Here is a 16,637-nt window from a genome sequence, read left to right as displayed (position 1 = left end):
TGTGATTTGTTATGTTCGGTTCTGTTGGGTGGGTGGTGAGGAGCCCCGGACGTGAAGAAGACCTCGACCCGTCTCGCCGACGGTCGTGAGCTCGTCTACTACGACGTGCGCGACGACGCCGTGCGCGACGCCGTCGACCGGCGCCCGCTCGGGCCCGTCTCGACCACATCGGAGATCCGCAGGGACCCCCTCCTCGGCGACTCCGTCGCCATCGCCTCGCACCGCCAGGGCCGCACCTACCACCCGCCGGCCGACGAGTGCCCCCTGTGCCCCTCGGCCGGGGACCGGCTCAGCGAGATCCCCGACTCCACGTACGACGTCGTGGTCTTCGAGAACCGCTTCCCCTCCCTCGCGGGCGACGCGGGACGCTGCGAGGTCGTCTGCTTCACCTCCGACCACGCCGCCTCCTTCGCCGACCTCACCCCCGAACAGGCCGGACTCGTCCTGGAGGCCTGGACCGACCGCACCGCCGAGCTCTCCCACCACCCCGGCGTGGAGCAGGTGTTCTGCTTCGAGAACCGCGGCGCCGAGATCGGCGTGACCCTCGGCCACCCGCACGGGCAGATCTACGCCTACCCCTTCGTCACCCCGCGCACCGACCTGATGCTGCGCTCCCTCGCCGCGCACAAGGAGGCGACCGGCGGGCGCAACCTCTTCGACGACGTCCTGGCCGGCGAACGGGCCGGGGAGCGGGTCGTCCTGGAGGGCGAGCACTGGGTGGCCTTCGTGCCGTACGCCGCGCACTGGCCCTACGAGGTGCACCTCTACCCCAAACGCCGGGTGCCCGACCTGCTCGGGCTCGACGAGGCGGCGCGCGCGGAGTTCCCGCACCTCTACCTGGAACTCCTGCGGCGCTTCGACCGGATCTTCGGCGAGGGCGAGCCGCCGACCCCCTACATCGCGGCCTGGCACCAGGCGCCGTTCGGGACGCTGGAGGGATATGACGGGATTCATCGGGACGACGTGGCCCTGCACCTCGAACTTTTCACGATTCGCCGCACTTCGGGCAAGCTGAAGTTCCTCGCGGGTTCCGAATCCGGCATGAGTGTGTTCATCAACGACGTGCCGCCGGAAGCCGCGGCCCAGCGACTGCGAGAGGTAGCGAGTTCATGAGCGGTAAGTACCTGGTCACCGGTGGTGCGGGCTACGTCGGAAGTGTGGTGGCCCAGCATCTGATCGAGGCCGGGCACGAGGTGACCGTCCTCGACAACCTCTCCACCGGGTTCCGCGAGGGGGTCCCCGCGGGCGCCGCGTTCATCGAGGGCGACATCCGCGACGCCGCCAAGTGGCTGGACGCCTCCTACGACGCCGTACTGCACTTCGCCGCCTTCTCGCAGGTCGGCGAGTCCGTCGTGAAGCCCGAGAAGTACTGGGACAACAACGTCGGCGGCACCATGGCGCTGCTCGCCGCCATGCGCGACGCCGACGTGCGCAGGCTGGTCTTCTCCTCCACCGCCGCGACGTACGGCGAGCCCGTGAACACCCCCATCACGGAGAGCGACCCGACCGCCCCCACCTCCCCGTACGGCGCCTCCAAGCTCGCCGTCGACCACATGATCACCGGCGAGGCCGCCGCGCACGGCCTGGCCGCCGTCTCGCTGCGCTACTTCAACGTCGCGGGCGCGTACGGCGACTGCGGCGAGCGCCATGACCCCGAGTCGCACCTCATCCCGCTCGTCCTCCAGGTCGCCCAGGGCAGGCGCGAGGCGATCAGCGTCTTCGGCGACGACTACCCGACCCCGGACGGCACCTGCGTCCGCGACTACATCCACGTCGCGGACCTCGCCGAGGCGCACCTCCTCGCGGTCACCGCCGCCACCCCCGGCGAGCACCTCATCTGCAACCTCGGCAACGGCAACGGCTTCTCCGTGCGCGAGGTCATCGAGACCGTCCGCCAGGTCACCGGGCACCCGATCCCCGAGGTCATGGCCCCGCGCCGCGGCGGCGACCCGGCGGTCCTCGTCGCCTCCGCCGCCACCGCGCGCGAGAAGCTCGGCTGGCAGCCGTCCCGCGCGGACCTCGCGGGCATCGTCGCCGACGCGTGGGCGTTCGCCCAGCGCTGACCGGGATCAACAAGGGGTAACTGATGGACGTTGCGGGGAAGTTCGCCGAGCTGTACGGGTACGCGGCGGACGGGGTCTGGTCGGCGCCCGGCCGGGTCAACCTCATCGGCGAGTACACGGACTTCAACGAGGGCTTCGTGCTGCCGCTCGCGCTGCCGCACACCGCGGTGGCGGCCGTGGCCCGCCGCACCGACGGCGTCCTGCGGCTCCACTCCGCCGACATCGACGCCCCCGTCGCCGAACTACGCGTCGACGCGCTGCGGCCCCTGTCGAAGTACGGGCAGGGCGGCTGGGCCGCCTACCCGGCGGGTGTGGTGTGGGCGCTGCGGGAGGCGGGCCACCCGGTCTCCGGCGGCGCCGACATCCACCTCGCGTCGACCGTACCGACCGGAGCGGGCCTCTCCTCGTCCGCCGCCCTGGAGGTCGTCACGGCGCTCGCCCTCAACGACCTGTACGAACTCGGCCTCACCCGGCCCCGGTTGGCGGTCCTCGCCCAGCGCGCCGAGAACGCCTTCGTCGGCGTGCCCTGCGGCGTCATGGACCAGATGGCCTCCGCGTGCGCCACCGAGGGCCACGCCCTGCACCTGGACTGCCGTGACCTGGCGATACGGCAGGTCCCCTTCGACCTCGACGCGCACGGCCTGCGGCTCCTCGTCGTCGACACCAGGGTCGAGCACGAGCTGGGCGACGGTGCGTACGCGGAACGGCGGGCCGGCTGCGAGGAGGGCGCCCGCATCCTGGGCGTCCCGCACCTGCGTGACGTGGAGTACGGCCAACTCCCCGCGGTGCTTGCGAAGTTGACGGACGACAGAATCCGTCGCTACGTACGCCACATCGTCTGCGACAACCACCGCGTCGAGCGGGTCATCGGCCTCCTCGACGCCGGTGACGTCCGCGCCTGCGGCCCCGTCCTCACCGAGGGCCACGCCTCGCTCCGCGACGACCTGCGCATCTCCTGCCCGGAGTTGGACCTGGTGGTGAGCTCCGCCGACGCGGCGGGCGCGCTCGGTGCCCGGATGACCGGCGGCGGCTTCGGCGGCTCCGCGCTCGTCCTGGTGGAGTCGGCCGACGAGGAGGCGGTGACCAAGTCGGTCCTCGACGCCTTCGCGGCGGCGGGCTTCACCGCGCCACGCGTCTTCCCGGCAGCGGCGTCGCAGGGAGCGCGCCGGGAGGCGTGAACCCCCGGGTGGCGTGAACCCGCGGGAGGCGTGAACCCGCGGGGCCCGGTCAGCCGAGCCGCTTGGTGAGCGTGAACTCCTTGACCCCCTCCGGGTAGTCGGGGATCACGCTCACCAGCTCGTACCCCTGGTTCCGGTAGAAGCCCGGCGCCTGGAAGTCCCAGGTCTCCACACGGGAGTTGAGACAGCCGCGCTCCTCGCGTGCCATCCGCTCCGCCTCGGCGAGGAGCCGCGAGCCGAGGCCCGCGCCGCGGTGGCGGTCGTCCACCCAGAGGTGGTTCACGTGCAGCCAGCGGGCCCAGGTGTGCGCGGCGAGCCCTGCCGCGAGCCCGCCCGACGCGTCCAACGCCCACAGCGCCAGCGGTACTTCCTGGTCCTCGCGGGTGCCGCGCAGGGCGCGGAGCTCCGGGGACGCCGCCGTGTTCGTCTCGCTCAGCCGCGCGCGCAGCAGACCAAGTCGCTCTTTGTCGACTCCCGTCTCAATACGAAACATATGGCTCACCATAAACGCGCTGGCCAACCAGTTCTGCAAATCACCTTCCGCTCCGGGCGTCCGGCCCTACTCTGAAGGGCAGTGCCGGTGGGGGCCGGCACTGATCAGGGGGCGAGACAGTCGGGTACGACGCCCGGCGTAGGGGTGGCGGTCACCGTGCGGCGGCGGTCGTGCACGACTGCGCAGGTCCCCGCTCCGGGCGCCGTACCCGCACCAGCCGTTCTCCGATGATGGGGTATCCCCTGCTCCTTGGCAGGAGCATGGGGAAGGGGGTTTCTGTGGTTCGCATTCGAGTCCTGGTCGTCGACGACCACCGCATCTTCGCCGAGTCGCTGGCCGCCGCGCTCGCGGCCGAGCCCGACGTCGACGTGTCCGCGGCCGGCAGCGGTCCCGCCGCGCTGCGCTGCCTGGAACGCGCGGTGACCGAGGGCCGCAGGTACGACGTGCTGCTCGTCGACGCCGACCTCGGCGCCACCGCCGGCGCCCTGCACGGCATCCGGTCCGCCGTGCCCGTCCAGGAGGGCAACGCCGACGGGCTCGTCGACGGCCTTTCCCTGGTCGCGGGCGTGCGCACGGGCCAGCCCGCCGTGCGCACCGTGGTGCTCGCCGAGAAGGACGACCCGCGCCGCGCGGCCCTCGCCCTGCAGGCCGGTGCCTCGGGGTGGGTCGCCAAGGACTGCTCGCTGTCCCGGCTGCTCACGGTCATACGCGGCGTCCTGCGCGACGAGACGCATCTGCCGCCCGCCCTGCTCACCGGCGTCCTGCGCGAGCTGACCGCCGCCCGCAAGCACCGCACCGAGTCCGAGCGCCTGGTGGAGTCGCTGACGCCGCGCGAGCGCGAGGTGCTGCGCTGCATGGTGGCGGGCCTGGGCCGCAAGGCCGTCGCCGAGCGCCTCTTCCTCTCCCCGCACACGGTGCGTACGCACATGCAGAACGTCCTGGGGAAGCTGGGTGTCCACTCCACCCTCGCCGCGGTGGCGCTGGCCAGGCGCGCGGGCGTGGGGCCCGCCGACCTAGCCGGGGATGTTGTCGAACGGGGCGGTCAACTGGCGTAGTAGTCCGGCCAGTTCGCCCCGCTGGGCGCGGGAGAGCTCCGCGAGGATCGCCCGCTCCTGTTCGAGCAGCCCGGCGAGGGCCTGGTCCGCGCGGTCCTGGCCCTCGGTGGTGAGGCGGACGAGGACGCCGCGCCGGTCGCTGGGGTCGGGCAGGCGCTCGACGAGGCCCTTCTTCGCGAGCCGGTCGATGCGGTTGGTCATCGTGCCGGACGTCACGAGCGTCTGTGTGAGGAGCTGGCCGGGGGAGAGCTGGTAGGGGGCGCCCGCGCGGCGCAGCGACGTCAGGACGTCGAACTCCCACGGCTCCAGGTTGTGCTCCGAGAAGGCGAGTCTGCGGGCGCGGTCCAGGTGCCGCGCGAGCCTGCTCACGCGGCTGAGCACCTCGAGTGGTTCCACGTCGAGGTCCGGGCGCTCCCGGCGCCACGCTGCGACCAGCCGATCGACCTCGTCCTCCATGACGATCAGTGTAGGGGGTCTGTCGACATGAAGTCTCTTGACGTCAAGATACTTGGGGGTGAGGATGGCGCCAGGAACGCGTACGGCACGTCACCGCGCCGCCCGCCCGCGTTCACCGCGCCGTCTTCGAGGAGGCCCTCATGCCCACGCCCGCAGCCGCCGCCACCTGGGATCCGCACCAGTACCTGCGCCACGCCGGCCACCGCTCCCGCCCCTTCGCCGACCTCCTCGCCCGCGTGCCGGAACTCCCCGCCGCCGGCCGCCCGCCCCGCATCGCCGACCTCGGCTGCGGCCCCGGCAACGTCACCCGGCTCCTCGCCGGGCGCTGGCCCACCGCGCACGTCACCGGCCTCGACAACTCCCCCGAGATGCTGGCCGAGGCCGACCGCCTGACGGGCCCCACGGACGGGGGAGGCCGCCTCGACTTCGCCCACGCCGACGCCACGGACTGGACCCCGCCCCCGCACGCGTACGACCTGATCCTCTCCAACGCGACCCTGCAATGGGTGCCGGACCACCCCGGCTCCTTCCCCGCCTGGGTCGACGCCCTGACGCCCGGCGGCACCCTCGCCTTCCAGGTGCCCGGCAACTTCGATGCCCCCAGCCACGCCCTGATGCGGGAACTGAGCGAGTCCGAGCGGTGGCGGGACCGGCTCGGCGGACGCCTGCGCCACGCGGACGCGGTCCTGACACCGGGCGCCTACCTGGAGCGGCTCACCGCACTCGGCTGCGAGGTCGACGCCTGGGAGACCACCTACCAGCACCTCCTGACGGGCGACGACCCGGTCCTCGACTGGGTCAAGGGCACGGGCCTGCGCCCGGTCCTGACGGCTCTCGCCGACGACCCCGGGGCAACGGAGGAGTTCCTCACCGAGTACCGCGCACTCCTGCGCGAGGCCTACCCGCCCACCGGCCACGGCACGGTCTTCCCGTTCCGGCGGGTGTTCGCGGTGGCGCGGAAGGCGGACGCCTGATGCTGACGGCCCTCGACCACGTACAGCTCGCCGCCCCGCCCGGCAGCGAGCCCGCCCTTCGCACGTACTACGTCGACGTGCTCGGCATGACGGAGACGCCGAAGCCGCCGGTGCTCGCGGCACGCGGCGGCTGCTGGTTCGAGGCGGGCGGCGTACGCCTGCATCTGGGCATCGAGAACGACTTCAGACCCGCGAGGAAGGCACACCCCGGGCTGCGGGTGCGGGGAATCGAGGAGTACGCGGCCCGGCTCGCCTCCCGGGGCGCGAAGGTCACCTGGGACGACGATCTGCCGGGCCACCGACGCTTCTACTCCGAGGACCCGGCCGGCAACCGCCTCGAATTCCTCGAACCACTGGCCTGACCGGGCGGGGGTCCGAAGACAGGCCCTCAGCTCTTCCTGTGGCCTATCAGGCGCGGCTTCGGTTCCAGACCGTCCAGGCCGTGCCAGGCCAGGTTGACCAGGTGGGCCGCCACCTCCGCCTTCTTCGGCTTGCGGGCGTCCAGCCACCACTGGCCCGTCAGCGCGACCATGCCGACCAGCGCCTGCGCGTAGAGCGGGGCCAGTTTCTGGTCGAAGCCGCGGCCCTTGAACTCCTGGCCCAGGATGTCCTCGACCTGCGTCGCGATGTCGGAGATCAGGGACGCGAAGGTGCCGGTGGACTGCGCCACCGGCGAATCGCGGACCAGGATGCGGAAGCCGTCCGTGTACGTGTCGATGTAGTCGAGGAGGGCGAAGGCGGCCTGTTCGAGGAGTTCACGCGGGTGGCCCGCGGTGAGCGCCCCCGTCACCATGTCCAGGAGCTGGCGCATCTCGCGGTCCACGACCACCGCGTACAGGCCCTCCTTGCCGCCGAAGTGCTCGTACACGACCGGCTTGGAAACCCCGGCCTTCGCCGCGATCTCCTCCACCGACGTGCCCTCGAAGCCCTTGGCGGCGAACAGCGTGCGACCGATGTCGAGGAGCTGTTCCCGGCGCTCGGCCCCCGTCATCCGGGTCCGGCGGGTGCGCCGGGGCTGCTTCTCTTTGCCGGCAGGGATGGAATTGCTGGAGTCGGTCGCCACGTCGTCAATCATGCCGCGTCTGACACGGATGCCTCGCGGCGGGCGCCGGCCGCCCCCTCGGGCTTGCGGCGCGCGTCGATACGCGACTGCGAGGGCCACCGCACGTCGTACGCCCAGCCCAGCCGCTCGCACCAGCGGATGATCCGCGCGGACGAATCGATCTGGCCCTTCATCACACCGTGCCGCGCCGACGTCGGGTCGGCGTGGTGCAGGTTGTGCCAGGACTCGCCGCAGGACAGCACCGCGAGCCACCACACGTTGCCCGAACGGTCACGGGACTTGAAGGGCCGCTTGCCGACCGCGTGGCAGATGGAGTTGATGGACCACGTGACGTGGTGCAGCAGCGACACCCGCACCAGCGAGCCCCAGAAGAACGCCGTGAACGCGCCCCACCACGACATCGTCACCAGACCGCCCACCAGCGGCGGGATGCCGAGCGAGACGATCGTCCAGAGCAGGAACTGCCGCGAGATCCGCCGGATCGCCGGGTCCTTGACCAGATCGGGCGCGTACTTCTCCTGCGACGTGCGCTCCTCGTCGAACATCCAGCCGATGTGCGCCCACCACAACCCCTTCATCAGGGCCGGGACCGTCTCGCCGAAGCGCCAGGGGGAGTGCGGGTCACCCTCCGCGTCGGAGAACTTGTGGTGCTTGCGGTGATCGGCCACCCAGCGCACCACCGGGCCCTCCACCGCCATCGACCCCGCCACCGCGAGCGCGATCCGCAGCGGCCGCTTCGCCTTGAAGGAGCCGTGCGTGAAGTAGCGGTGGAAACCGATGGTGATGCCGTGGCACCCGAGGAAGTACATGAGGACGAGCAGCCCGAGATCGAGCCAGCTCACCCCCCACCCCCAGGCCAGCGGCACCGCCGCGAGCACGGCAAGGAAGGGCACGACGATGAAGAGGAGCAGCGCGAGCTGTTCGAGCGAGCGCTTCTGCTCGCCGCCCAGCGTCGAGGGAGGCGGCGGCGGCCCCGCGGGGGCATCGGCCGCCGGCGGAGCGTTGTCGATCACATCGGTGTCGGAGTACGCATCGGAGGATGTCGTCATGGGCACGTCCCCTGGGGGGTCGAGGGTTTGAAGTGGGTTCGGTGCACGGGCACGGTTCCCGCAGCGGCTGTCATACCGCGCTTCCTACGGTTCCGTAACCTACGGCGACGTAAGTATGGCAGTGCGGAGCCTCGCGGCAAGAGGCCGCGAGCTCCGAGCCCGAAGTGACACCTATCCTTGGGATCGGTCGGACAGCGCGGTCCGCTCTGTATCTCCCCCGGGTTCCCCGCAAGGACCCTCCCAGTCTTGAAGCTCTTCAACACTGCAAGGAGCCGCACCTGTGAGCAGTGCCGACGACCAGGGCCAGCAGGCCACCAGCAACGCCAGCACCGAGCTGCGCGCCGACATCCGCCGCCTGGGCGACCTGCTCGGCGAGACCCTCGTACGCCAGGAGGGCCCCGAACTCCTCGAACTGGTCGAAAAGGTCCGCAGCCTGACCCGCGAGGACGGCGAGGCCGCCGCCAGGCTCCTCGGCGGCACGGAACTGCAGACCGCCGCCAAGCTGGTCCGCGCCTTCTCCACGTACTTCCACCTCGCGAACGTCACCGAGCAGGTCCACCGCGGCCGCGAGCTGCGCACCCGGCGCGCCGCCGAGGGCGGGCTGCTCGCCCGCACCGCGGACCGTCTCAAGGACGCCGACCCCGAGCACCTGCGCCAGACCGTGCGCAACCTCAACGTGCGCCCCGTCTTCACCGCGCACCCCACCGAGGCCGCCCGCCGCTCCGTCCTCAACAAGCTCCGCCGCGTCGCCGAACTCCTGGAGACGCCGGTCATCGAGTCCGACCGGCGCCGCCACGACACCCGACTGGCCGAGAACATCGACCTCATCTGGCAGACCGACGAACTGCGCGTCGTACGCCCCGAGCCCGCCGACGAGGCCCGCAACGCCATCTACTACCTCGACGAGCTGCACGCGGGCGCCGTCGGGGACGTCCTCGAAGACCTCACCGCCGAACTGGAACGCGTCGGCGTCGAGCTGCCCGAAGGCACCCGCCCCCTCAGCTTCGGCACCTGGATCGGCGGCGACCGCGACGGCAACCCCAACGTGACCCCGCAGGTCACCTGGGACGTCCTCATCCTCCAGCACGAGCACGGCATCAACGACGCGCTCGACCTGATCGACGAGCTGCGCGGCTTCCTCTCCAACTCCATCCGCTACACCGGAGCCACCGACGAGCTCAAGGCCTCCCTCCAGGGCGACCTGGAGCGGCTGCCCGAGATCAGCCCCCGCTACAAGCGCCTCAACGCCGAGGAGCCCTATCGCCTCAAGGCCACCTGCATCCGGCAGAAGCTGGAGAACACCAAGCAGCGCCTGGCCAAGGGCACCGCGCACGAGGAGGGCCGCGACTACCTCGGCACCGCCGAGCTCCTCCAGGACCTCACGCTCATCCAGACCTCGCTGCGCGAGCACAAGGGCGCCCTCTTCGCCGAGGGCCGGATGAACCGCACCATCCGCACCCTGGCCGCCTTCGGCCTCCAGCTGGCCACCATGGACGTACGCGAACACGCCGACGCCCACCACCACGCGCTCGGCCAGCTCTTCGACCGCCTCGGCGAGGAGTCCTGGCGCTACACGGACATGCCCCGCGAGTACCGCCAGAAGCTCCTCGCCAAGGAGCTCAGGTCCCGGCGGCCCCTCGCGCCGTCCCCGGCCCCGCTGGACGCCGCGGGCGAGAAGACCCTCGGCGTCTTCCACACCGTCAAGAAGGCCCTCGAAGTCTTCGGACCCGAAGTCGTCGAGTCGTACATCATCTCGATGTGCCAGGGCGCCGACGACGTCTTCGCCGCCGCCGTCCTCGCCCGCGAGGCCGGCCTCATCGACCTGCACGCGGGCTGGGCGAAGATCGGCATCGTGCCGCTCCTGGAGACCACCGACGAGCTGCGCGCCGCCGACGTCATCCTCGACGAGATGCTCGCCGACCCCTCGTACCGGCGCCTGGTCGCCCTGCGCGGAGACGTGCAGGAAGTCATGCTCGGCTACTCCGACTCCTCCAAGTTCGGCGGCATCACCACCTCGCAGTGGGAGATCCACCGCGCCCAGCGCAGGCTGCGCGACGTCGCCCACCGCTACGGGGTCCGCCTGCGCCTCTTCCACGGCCGCGGCGGCACCGTCGGCCGCGGCGGCGGCCCCTCCCACGACGCCATCCTCGCCCAGCCCTGGGGCACCCTGGAGGGCGAGATCAAGGTGACCGAGCAGGGCGAGGTCATCTCCGACAAGTACCTCGTGCCGTCCCTGGCCCGCGAGAACCTCGAACTCACGGTGGCCGCGACCCTCCAGGCCTCCGCCCTGCACACCGCCCCGCGCCAGTCCGACGAGGCCCTCGCCCGCTGGGACGCCGCCATGGACGTGGTGAGCGACGCGGCCCACACCGCCTACCGCCGGCTCGTCGAGGACCCGCACCTGCCCGCGTACTTCCTCGCGTCGACCCCCGTGGACCAGCTCGCCGAGCTCCACCTGGGCTCACGGCCCTCGCGCCGCCCCGGCTCGGGCGTCTCGCTCGACGGCCTGCGCGCCATCCCGTGGGTCTTCGGCTGGACCCAGTCGCGGCAGATCGTGCCCGGCTGGTTCGGTGTCGGCTCGGGCCTCAAGGCACTGCGCGAGGCCGGCCTCGACACCGTCCTCGACGAGATGCGCGAGCACTGGCACTTCTTCCGGAACTTCATCTCCAACGTCGAGATGACCCTGGCCAAGACGGACCTGCGCATCGCCCGGCACTACGTCGACACCCTCGTGCCGGACGAACTCAAGCACGTCTTCGAGACCATCGAGGCCGAGCACGAGCTGACCGTGCGGGAGGTGCTGCGGGTCACCGGCGACACGGAGCTGCTCGGCTCCCACCCGGCCCTCCAGCAGACCTTCGCCATCCGCGACGCCTACCTGGACCCGATCTCCTACCTCCAGGTCGCGCTGCTCAAGCGGCAGCGGGATGCCGCGGCGGCGGGGGAGGAGCCCGACCCGTTGCTCGGGAGGGCGCTGCTGCTCACCGTCAACGGGGTGGCCGCGGGGCTTCGTAACACGGGCTGACGCCCCGGCCCACGTGACAGGCCCCGCATCGCTTCGGCGGTGCGGGGCCTGTCCGTCGTATGTCGGCCGCGGGTCCGTCGTGGCCGGTCGCGCAGTTCCCCGCGCCCCTGAAGCGGCGCTTGCGCGCCGCTCAGGAGTTGTACGTGCTCTGCGCTCGCTCCAGGCCCTCGATGACCAGGGCCTCCACCGCGTCGGCCGCCCGGTCCACGAAGTAGTCGAGTTCCTTGCGCTCCGCCGCGGAGAAGTCCTTCAGGACGAAGTCCGCCACCTGCATCCGGCCCGGCGGGCGGCCGATGCCGAACCGCACCCGGTGGTAGTCGGAGCCCATCGCCTTCGTCATCGACTTCAGACCGTTGTGGCCGTTGTCGCCGCCGCCCAGCTTCAGGCGCAGCGTGCCGTAGTCGATGTCCAGCTCGTCGTGGACCGCGACGATGTGCTCCGTCGGCACCTTGTAGAAGTCCCGCAGCGCCGTCACCGGGCCGCCCGACACGTTCATGTACGACATGGGCTTCACGAGGATCACCCGACGGCTCGCAGGACCCGGCGCGCCGACCCGGCCCTCGACCACCTGGGCCTGCGCCTTCCCGGCGCGCTTGAACCTGCCGCCCATGCGCTGCGCCAGCAGGTCCGCCACCATGAACCCCACATTGTGCCGGTTCATGGCGTATTCGGGGCCCGGATTGCCGAGGCCCGCGATCAGCCAGGGGGCGCTGGCGTCCGTCGTCACGTGCATGTCTCCTTCATACGCCCATGTCCGGTACGCACGCGGCAGCCGCCGCCCCCGTCAGGGAGCGACGGCTGCCGCAATACGCGTGTGGTCGGCGAGGCTCAGGCCTCGGCGGCCGCGTCGTCGGCGGCACCCTCGGCCGGGGCCTCCTCGGCCTGCGCGGCCAGGACCTGGATGACGACCGCGTCCTCGTCGATCGCCAGCGTGGAGCCGGCCGGCAGCGGAATGTCCTTGGCGAGGATGGACGCACCGGCGTCCAGGCCCGCGATGGAGACGGTGACCTCGGTCGGGATGTGCGTGGCCTCGGCCTCGACCGGCAGCGTGTTCAGCACGTTCTCGAGCAGGTTGCTGCCCGGGGCCAGCTCGCCCTCGGTGTGGACCGGGATCTCGACCGTGACCTTCTCGCCGCTGCGGACGAGCAGCAGGTCGACGTGCTTCAGGATGCCCTGACGGAGAGCGTCGCGCTGCACGGCCTTCGGGATGGCCAGCTGGGTCTTGCCGTCGACGTCCAGGGAGATCAGGACGTTCGGCGTACGCAGCGCCATCAGCAGGTCGTGACCCGGAAGCGCCAGGTGGACGGGGTCGGCACCGTGGCCGTAGAGAACGCCGGGGACCTTGTCCTCGCGGCGGATGCGGCGGGCGGCGCCCTTGCCGAACTCGGTGCGGGTCTCGGCGGAAAGCTTGACCTCGGGCATGTGCACTCCTCGTACAACAGGTGTCGGATGGGGTTACCCGGCCATACGACTGGCCTGCTACGAAGAGCGCGTCGATAACGGACCGCCGCACACCGCGCCTCATCAGAAGCGTGTGCGGCCTCCCTCGCCGAGCAACTCCGTGAGTCTACCCGGCGGGGGAGGCCGCCCAGAAATCGATCTTCAGATCGAGGCTCCGGTCACTGCTCCTCGAAGAGGCTCGTCACCGAACCGTCCTCGAAGACCTCGCGCACCGCGTTCGCGATCGTCGGCGCGATCGAGAGCACCGTGATCTTGTCGAGCTCCAGCTCACCCGGTGTCGGCAGCGTGTCCGTGAACACGAACTCGCTGACCTTCGAGTTCTTCAGACGGTCCGCGGCCGGACCCGAGAGCACACCGTGCGTGGCCGTCACGATGACGTCCTCCGCGCCGTGCGCGAACAGCGCGTCGGCGGCGGCGCAGATCGTGCCACCCGTGTCGATCATGTCGTCGACCAGGACGCAGACGCGGCCCTTCACCTCACCGACCACCTCGTGCACGGTGACCTGGTTGGCGACGTCCTTGTCACGACGCTTGTGGACGATCGCCAGCGGAGCGCCGAGACGGTCGCACCAGCGGTCGGCCACCCGTACACGACCGGCGTCCGGCGAGACGACCGTCAGCTTCGAACGGTCGACCTTCGCGCCCACGTAGTCCGCGAGGATCGGCAGCGCGAACAGGTGGTCCACCGGGCCGTCGAAGAAGCCCTGGATCTGGTCGGTGTGCAGGTCGACCGTGAGGATGCGGTCGGCACCCGCGGTCGCCATCAGGTCCGCGATCAGACGCGCCGAGATCGGTTCACGCCCGCGGTGCTTCTTGTCCTGCCGCGCGTAACCGTAGAACGGCACGATGACGGTGATGGAGCGGGCCGACGCGCGCTTCAGCGCGTCGATCATGATCAGCTGCTCCATGATCCACTTGTTGATCGGAGCGGTGTGGCTCTGGATCAGGAAGCAGTCGGCGCCGCGCGCCGACTCCTGGTAGCGGACGTAGATCTCACCGTTGGCGAAATCGAAGGCCTTCGTCGGCACGATGCCGACACCCAGCTTGTGTGCGACCTCCTCGGCCAACTCGGGGTGGGCGCGGCCGGAGAAGAGCATCAACTTCTTCTCGCCGGTCGTCTTGATCCCGGTCACAGCACTGTCTCCTCAGAGAGTTCTTCCCGCTGCCGTACTCACGCGTCCCGGTGCGTCGAGTCGGCCGAATGTGCACTATCACGGTACGCCGTGTCAGACGCACCTGTTTCCGGTCAGCTTTCGCCGTCCGGCTCCCGGGACGCCGCCTCCGCCGCCTTCGCGGCCGCGCTCCCCGGACGCTTACGGGCCACCCAGCCCTCGATATTCCGCTGCTGGCCCCGCGCGACGGCCAGCGAACCGGCCGGCACATCCTTCGTGATCACGGACCCGGCGGCGGTGTAGGCACCGTCCCCGACCGTGACAGGAGCCACAAACATGTTGTCCGAACCCGTACGGCAGTGGGACCCCACCGTCGTGTGGTGCTTCGCCTCACCGTCGTAGTTCACGAAGACGCTCGCGGCGCCGATGTTGGAGTGCTCGCCGATCGTCGCGTCCCCCACGTACGACAGGTGCGGCACCTTGGAGCCCTCACCGATCGTCGCGTTCTTCATCTCCACGTACGCGCCCGCCTTGGACTTGACCCCGAGCCGGGTGCCCGGCCGCAGATACGTGTACGGGCCGACGACCGCACGCTCCCCGATCTCCGCGCCGTCGGCGACGGTGTTGTCGACCCGCGCCCCGGGACCCACCCTGGTGTCCTTCAGGCGGGTGTTGGGTCCGACCTCGGCCCCCTTGCCCACCTGCGTGGCACCCTGCAGCTGCGTGCCCGGCTGCACGATCGCGTCCCGCTCGAACGTGACCGTCGCGTCGACCCACGTCGAGGCCGGGTCCACGACGGTGACGCCCGCGAGCATCGCCTCCGTGAGCAGCCGGTCGTTCAACGTACGGCGCGCCTCGGCCAGTTGTACGCGGTTGTTGATGCCCGCGATCTCCCGGTGGTCCCCGGCGACGGCCGCGCCGACCCGGTGCCCGGCCTCGCGCAGGATCCCCAGGACGTCCGTGAGGTACTCCTCGCCCTGGCTGTTGTCGGTACGCACCTTGCCGAGCGCCTCCGCGAGCAGCCGCCCGTCGAACGCGAACACCCCCGAGTTGATCTCCCGGATCGCGCGCTGCGCCTCGGTGGCGTCCTTGTGCTCGACGATCGCCGTGACGGAGCCGTCGGCGCCGTCACGCACGATGCGGCCGTAGCCGGTCGCGTCCGGCACCTCGGCGGTCAGCACGGTCACGGCGTTCCCGTCGCCCTCGTGCACCGCCGCGAGCTCCTGGAGCGTCGCGCCGGTCAGCAGCGGGGTGTCGCCGCAGACGACGATCACCGTCCCCTCGACCGTCCCGCCCAGCTCCTCGAGGCCGATGCGCACGGCGTGCCCCGTGCCGTTCTGCTCGGCCTGGTAGGCGGTGCGGACCTGCGGCGCGATGGCCCCGAGGTGCTCGCGCACCTGGTCGCTCTGGAAACCGACGACGGTGACGAGCTGCTCGGGCGAGAGCGCGGAGGCGGCGTGGAGCACGTGTCCGATGAGGGAACGGCCACAGATCTCGTGCAGGACCTTGGGGAGGTCCGACTTCATACGGGTGCCCTCACCCGCTGCGAGGACGACGACGGCTGCCGGGCGGTTGGCGCTCACGGGGGTGCCCTTCGGCTTCGGATGGCTTGGGGTGCCTGGTGGGGTGGACATCCGCAGGATACCGGGGCGTTGGGGGGCGGAAATGAGGGCGGGTCCTGACCTTGTAGGTCAGGACCCGGAACGGCTGGCTCCCCCGCCAGGACTCGAACCCGGACAGATGGCACCAAAAGCCACAGTGCTGCCAATTACACCACGGGGGAATGAATCGGCTAAACCGGACATTTGGTCAGGTCGCCGAATCGGCACCCAACACTATGCCGTACCAAGCGCCTTCGACGCGACGGTAGAGATCGGCGCTTTGCTTCACATAGATCACCAGGCACCCGTGGTACGCGTCCGCCGTGTTCTTGCGTGTGGTGCGGGGGTTGTGTCTCTTCAGGGTCGGCTTGTTGAAGGCGGACACGTCGACACCCGCCACCTCGGCCCAGTGGCGCTCCGCGGCTTGCACGTCCGCCGATTCATGGATGCTGACGCGGAAGGTCAGTCGATCGGCACCGACCCCGAGCAGCGCCAGCCAGCGCAGGTAGACCCGGATCATGGTCGGGTCGCTGTTGATGAACTGAAGCATCTCGGTGCGGCGGTAGGGCTTGTCCTTGGTGCCTTCGGACCAGTAGAGACCCACTCCCACCAGGAACAGCTCGCGGTCGGAGAGCTTGCCGACCGCGGCGGCCGCCGATCGCTTGACCGTCTGGCGTTCGGCGTCCTGAGTCGCTCGCAGCCGGGCGAGGCCGGCGTTCATGCGGGCTCGCTGTTCTTCCGGGGTGCAGCGCGGCGCGGGCGACGGCAGGTCGCGCACCCATAGGGAGACGGAGCTCTTCGAGCAGCCCAGTTCGGCCTGGATCTCGTTGTACGTCCGGCCCTGGCGACGCAGTGCGCGAGCCCGGTCTCGCAGGCCGTCCTTGGCCCGGGGGCGCCGGGTCCATTCGGCGGGTGGCTCCCCCTGGACCAAGCGGCTCAGGACCTCTTTGCTGTGCACGCCGAGTTCATCGGCGATCTGCCGCAGACTCAGCCCCTCCCGCCGCAACGCGACCGCCCTCTCCCGCAGTCCCTCGAAGTCCTCGTACTTGCTCTTCGGTGTGCCCCTCGCGGGCGTGATCTCTGTCATGGGACGACCCTCGTCCGGAA

At 70.8% G+C, this 16,637-nt stretch carries 16 protein-coding genes and 1 tRNA gene; 7 read left to right on the top strand and 10 right to left on the bottom strand.

Going from position 1 to position 16,637, the window contains the following annotated elements; genetic code table 11:
* Positions 1-51 precede the first annotated feature (51 nt).
* Genes galT through galK form a run of 3 tightly spaced genes read left to right on the top strand, consistent with a single transcriptional unit; the run spans position 52 to position 3,241 of the window.
* Positions 52-1,113, top strand: coding sequence for a galactose-1-phosphate uridylyltransferase (galT, locus tag ACFVYR_RS26775; RefSeq protein ID WP_384255412.1), 1,062 nt, complete (start codon positions 52-54; stop codon positions 1,111-1,113).
* On the top strand, positions 1,110-2,063 hold the full coding sequence (gene galE, locus ACFVYR_RS26770; RefSeq protein ID WP_384255415.1) for a UDP-glucose 4-epimerase GalE: 954 nt from the start codon (positions 1,110-1,112) through the stop codon (positions 2,061-2,063). Before galT ends, galE begins: the two co-directional genes overlap by 4 nt.
* Positions 2,064-2,086: 23 nt before the next feature.
* A complete protein-coding gene (gene galK, locus ACFVYR_RS26765; RefSeq protein ID WP_384255417.1) occupies positions 2,087-3,241 on the top strand; it encodes a galactokinase in 1,155 nt (384 codons plus the stop codon).
* 49 nt (positions 3,242-3,290) lie between these two features.
* On the opposite strand, the gene ACFVYR_RS26760 is transcribed toward galK, so the two are convergent.
* The gene (locus ACFVYR_RS26760) at positions 3,291-3,746 is read right to left on the bottom strand and encodes a GNAT family N-acetyltransferase (protein WP_384255633.1); all 456 of its coding nucleotides are present in this window, start codon (positions 3,744-3,746) and stop codon (positions 3,291-3,293) included.
* A 266-nt stretch (positions 3,747-4,012) separates the two neighbouring features.
* On the opposite strand from ACFVYR_RS26760, the gene ACFVYR_RS26755 reads away from it, so the two are divergent.
* The gene (locus ACFVYR_RS26755; RefSeq protein WP_384255419.1) at positions 4,013-4,789 is read left to right on the top strand and encodes a LuxR C-terminal-related transcriptional regulator; all 777 of its coding nucleotides are present in this window, start codon (positions 4,013-4,015) and stop codon (positions 4,787-4,789) included.
* Here the strand turns inward: ACFVYR_RS26755 and tamR are convergent.
* Positions 4,748-5,245, bottom strand: a complete 498-nt coding sequence (tamR, locus tag ACFVYR_RS26750; protein WP_384255422.1) for a MarR family transcriptional regulator TamR — start codon at positions 5,243-5,245, stop codon at positions 4,748-4,750. The genes ACFVYR_RS26755 and tamR overlap by 42 nt on opposite strands.
* 140 nt (positions 5,246-5,385) lie before the next feature.
* Here tamR and ACFVYR_RS26745 point away from each other — a divergent pair, with 140 nt between their 5' ends.
* Together ACFVYR_RS26745 and ACFVYR_RS26740 are read left to right on the top strand one after the other, a co-directional pair.
* Positions 5,386-6,219 (top strand): trans-aconitate 2-methyltransferase, encoded by an 834-nt coding sequence (locus ACFVYR_RS26745; protein WP_384255424.1) that lies wholly within the window; start codon positions 5,386-5,388, stop codon positions 6,217-6,219.
* The gene (locus tag ACFVYR_RS26740) at positions 6,219-6,581 is read left to right on the top strand and encodes a VOC family protein (protein ID WP_384255427.1); all 363 of its coding nucleotides are present in this window, start codon (positions 6,219-6,221) and stop codon (positions 6,579-6,581) included. The genes ACFVYR_RS26745 and ACFVYR_RS26740 overlap by 1 nt, the downstream gene beginning before the upstream one ends.
* Before the next feature lie 26 nt (positions 6,582-6,607).
* Here the strand turns inward: ACFVYR_RS26740 and ACFVYR_RS26735 are convergent, their stop codons facing one another.
* Both ACFVYR_RS26735 and ACFVYR_RS26730 read right to left on the bottom strand, forming a co-directional pair.
* The gene (locus tag ACFVYR_RS26735) at positions 6,608-7,294 is read right to left on the bottom strand and encodes a TetR/AcrR family transcriptional regulator (RefSeq protein WP_384255431.1); all 687 of its coding nucleotides are present in this window, start codon (positions 7,292-7,294) and stop codon (positions 6,608-6,610) included.
* Positions 7,291-8,331, bottom strand: coding sequence for an acyl-CoA desaturase (locus ACFVYR_RS26730; protein ID WP_384255433.1), 1,041 nt, complete (start codon positions 8,329-8,331; stop codon positions 7,291-7,293). Before ACFVYR_RS26730 ends, ACFVYR_RS26735 begins: the two co-directional genes overlap by 4 nt.
* A gap of 280 nt (positions 8,332-8,611) precedes the next feature.
* Here ACFVYR_RS26730 and ppc point away from each other — a divergent pair, with 280 nt between their 5' ends.
* A complete protein-coding gene (ppc, locus tag ACFVYR_RS26725; protein ID WP_384255436.1) occupies positions 8,612-11,356 on the top strand; it encodes a phosphoenolpyruvate carboxylase in 2,745 nt (914 codons plus the stop codon).
* 130 nt (positions 11,357-11,486) lie between these two features.
* On the opposite strand, the gene pth is transcribed toward ppc, so the two are convergent.
* The 6 genes from pth to ACFVYR_RS26695 all read right to left on the bottom strand — a co-directional run bounded on the left by pth (position 11,487) and on the right by ACFVYR_RS26695 (position 16,617).
* Positions 11,487-12,089: an aminoacyl-tRNA hydrolase gene (gene pth / locus ACFVYR_RS26720; RefSeq protein WP_384255438.1), complete on the bottom strand. Its 603-nt coding sequence runs from the start codon at positions 12,087-12,089 to the stop codon at positions 11,487-11,489.
* A 95-nt stretch (positions 12,090-12,184) separates the two neighbouring features.
* Positions 12,185-12,778, bottom strand: a complete 594-nt coding sequence (locus tag ACFVYR_RS26715; protein WP_384255441.1) for a 50S ribosomal protein L25/general stress protein Ctc — start codon at positions 12,776-12,778, stop codon at positions 12,185-12,187.
* Positions 12,779-12,975: 197 nt separating this feature from the next.
* Entirely contained in the window at positions 12,976-13,950 is a 975-nt protein-coding gene (locus tag ACFVYR_RS26710; RefSeq protein WP_358776299.1) for a ribose-phosphate diphosphokinase, read from the bottom strand.
* Between the two features lie 113 nt (positions 13,951-14,063).
* Positions 14,064-15,512, bottom strand: coding sequence for a bifunctional UDP-N-acetylglucosamine diphosphorylase/glucosamine-1-phosphate N-acetyltransferase GlmU (gene glmU, locus ACFVYR_RS26705; RefSeq protein ID WP_384255443.1), 1,449 nt, complete (start codon positions 15,510-15,512; stop codon positions 14,064-14,066).
* Between the two features lie 125 nt (positions 15,513-15,637).
* Positions 15,638-15,712: transfer RNA gene (locus ACFVYR_RS26700), tRNA-Gln, on the bottom strand.
* A gap of 26 nt (positions 15,713-15,738) precedes the next feature.
* On the bottom strand, positions 15,739-16,617 hold the full coding sequence (locus tag ACFVYR_RS26695; protein WP_384255446.1) for a hypothetical protein: 879 nt from the start codon (positions 16,615-16,617) through the stop codon (positions 15,739-15,741).
* Positions 16,618-16,637: the final 20 nt, after the last annotated feature.

The organism is Streptomyces sp. NPDC058284 (genome assembly GCF_042881135.1).
In the GTDB taxonomy this organism is placed as follows: Bacteria; Actinomycetota; Actinomycetes; order Streptomycetales; family Streptomycetaceae; genus Streptomyces.
Note: the sequence above shows the minus strand (reverse complement) of the source record. Positions and strands in the feature narration are given on the sequence as shown.

What these genes read in the sequence shown, in the direction of transcription:
- ACFVYR_RS26695 (WP_384255446.1), bottom strand. Translation starts at nt 16,617, where the DNA reads ATGACAGAGATCACGCCCGCGAGGGGCACACCGAAGAGCAAGTACGAG.
- ACFVYR_RS26715 (WP_384255441.1), bottom strand. Translation starts at nt 12,778, where the DNA reads ATGCCCGAGGTCAAGCTTTCCGCCGAGACCCGCACCGAGTTCGGCAAG.
- ACFVYR_RS26735 (WP_384255431.1), bottom strand. Translation starts at nt 7,294, where the DNA reads ATGATTGACGACGTGGCGACCGACTCCAGCAATTCCATCCCTGCCGGC.
- pth (WP_384255438.1), bottom strand. Translation starts at nt 12,089, where the DNA reads ATGCACGTGACGACGGACGCCAGCGCCCCCTGGCTGATCGCGGGCCTC.
- ACFVYR_RS26740 (WP_384255427.1), top strand. Translation starts at nt 6,219, where the DNA reads ATGCTGACGGCCCTCGACCACGTACAGCTCGCCGCCCCGCCCGGCAGC.
- ACFVYR_RS26730 (WP_384255433.1), bottom strand. Translation starts at nt 8,331, where the DNA reads ATGACGACATCCTCCGATGCGTACTCCGACACCGATGTGATCGACAAC.
- galK (WP_384255417.1), top strand. Translation starts at nt 2,087, where the DNA reads ATGGACGTTGCGGGGAAGTTCGCCGAGCTGTACGGGTACGCGGCGGAC.
- tamR (WP_384255422.1), bottom strand. Translation starts at nt 5,245, where the DNA reads ATGGAGGACGAGGTCGATCGGCTGGTCGCAGCGTGGCGCCGGGAGCGC.
- ACFVYR_RS26760 (WP_384255633.1), bottom strand. Translation starts at nt 3,746, where the DNA reads ATGGTGAGCCATATGTTTCGTATTGAGACGGGAGTCGACAAAGAGCGA.
- ACFVYR_RS26745 (WP_384255424.1), top strand. Translation starts at nt 5,386, where the DNA reads ATGCCCACGCCCGCAGCCGCCGCCACCTGGGATCCGCACCAGTACCTG.
- galE (WP_384255415.1), top strand. Translation starts at nt 1,110, where the DNA reads ATGAGCGGTAAGTACCTGGTCACCGGTGGTGCGGGCTACGTCGGAAGT.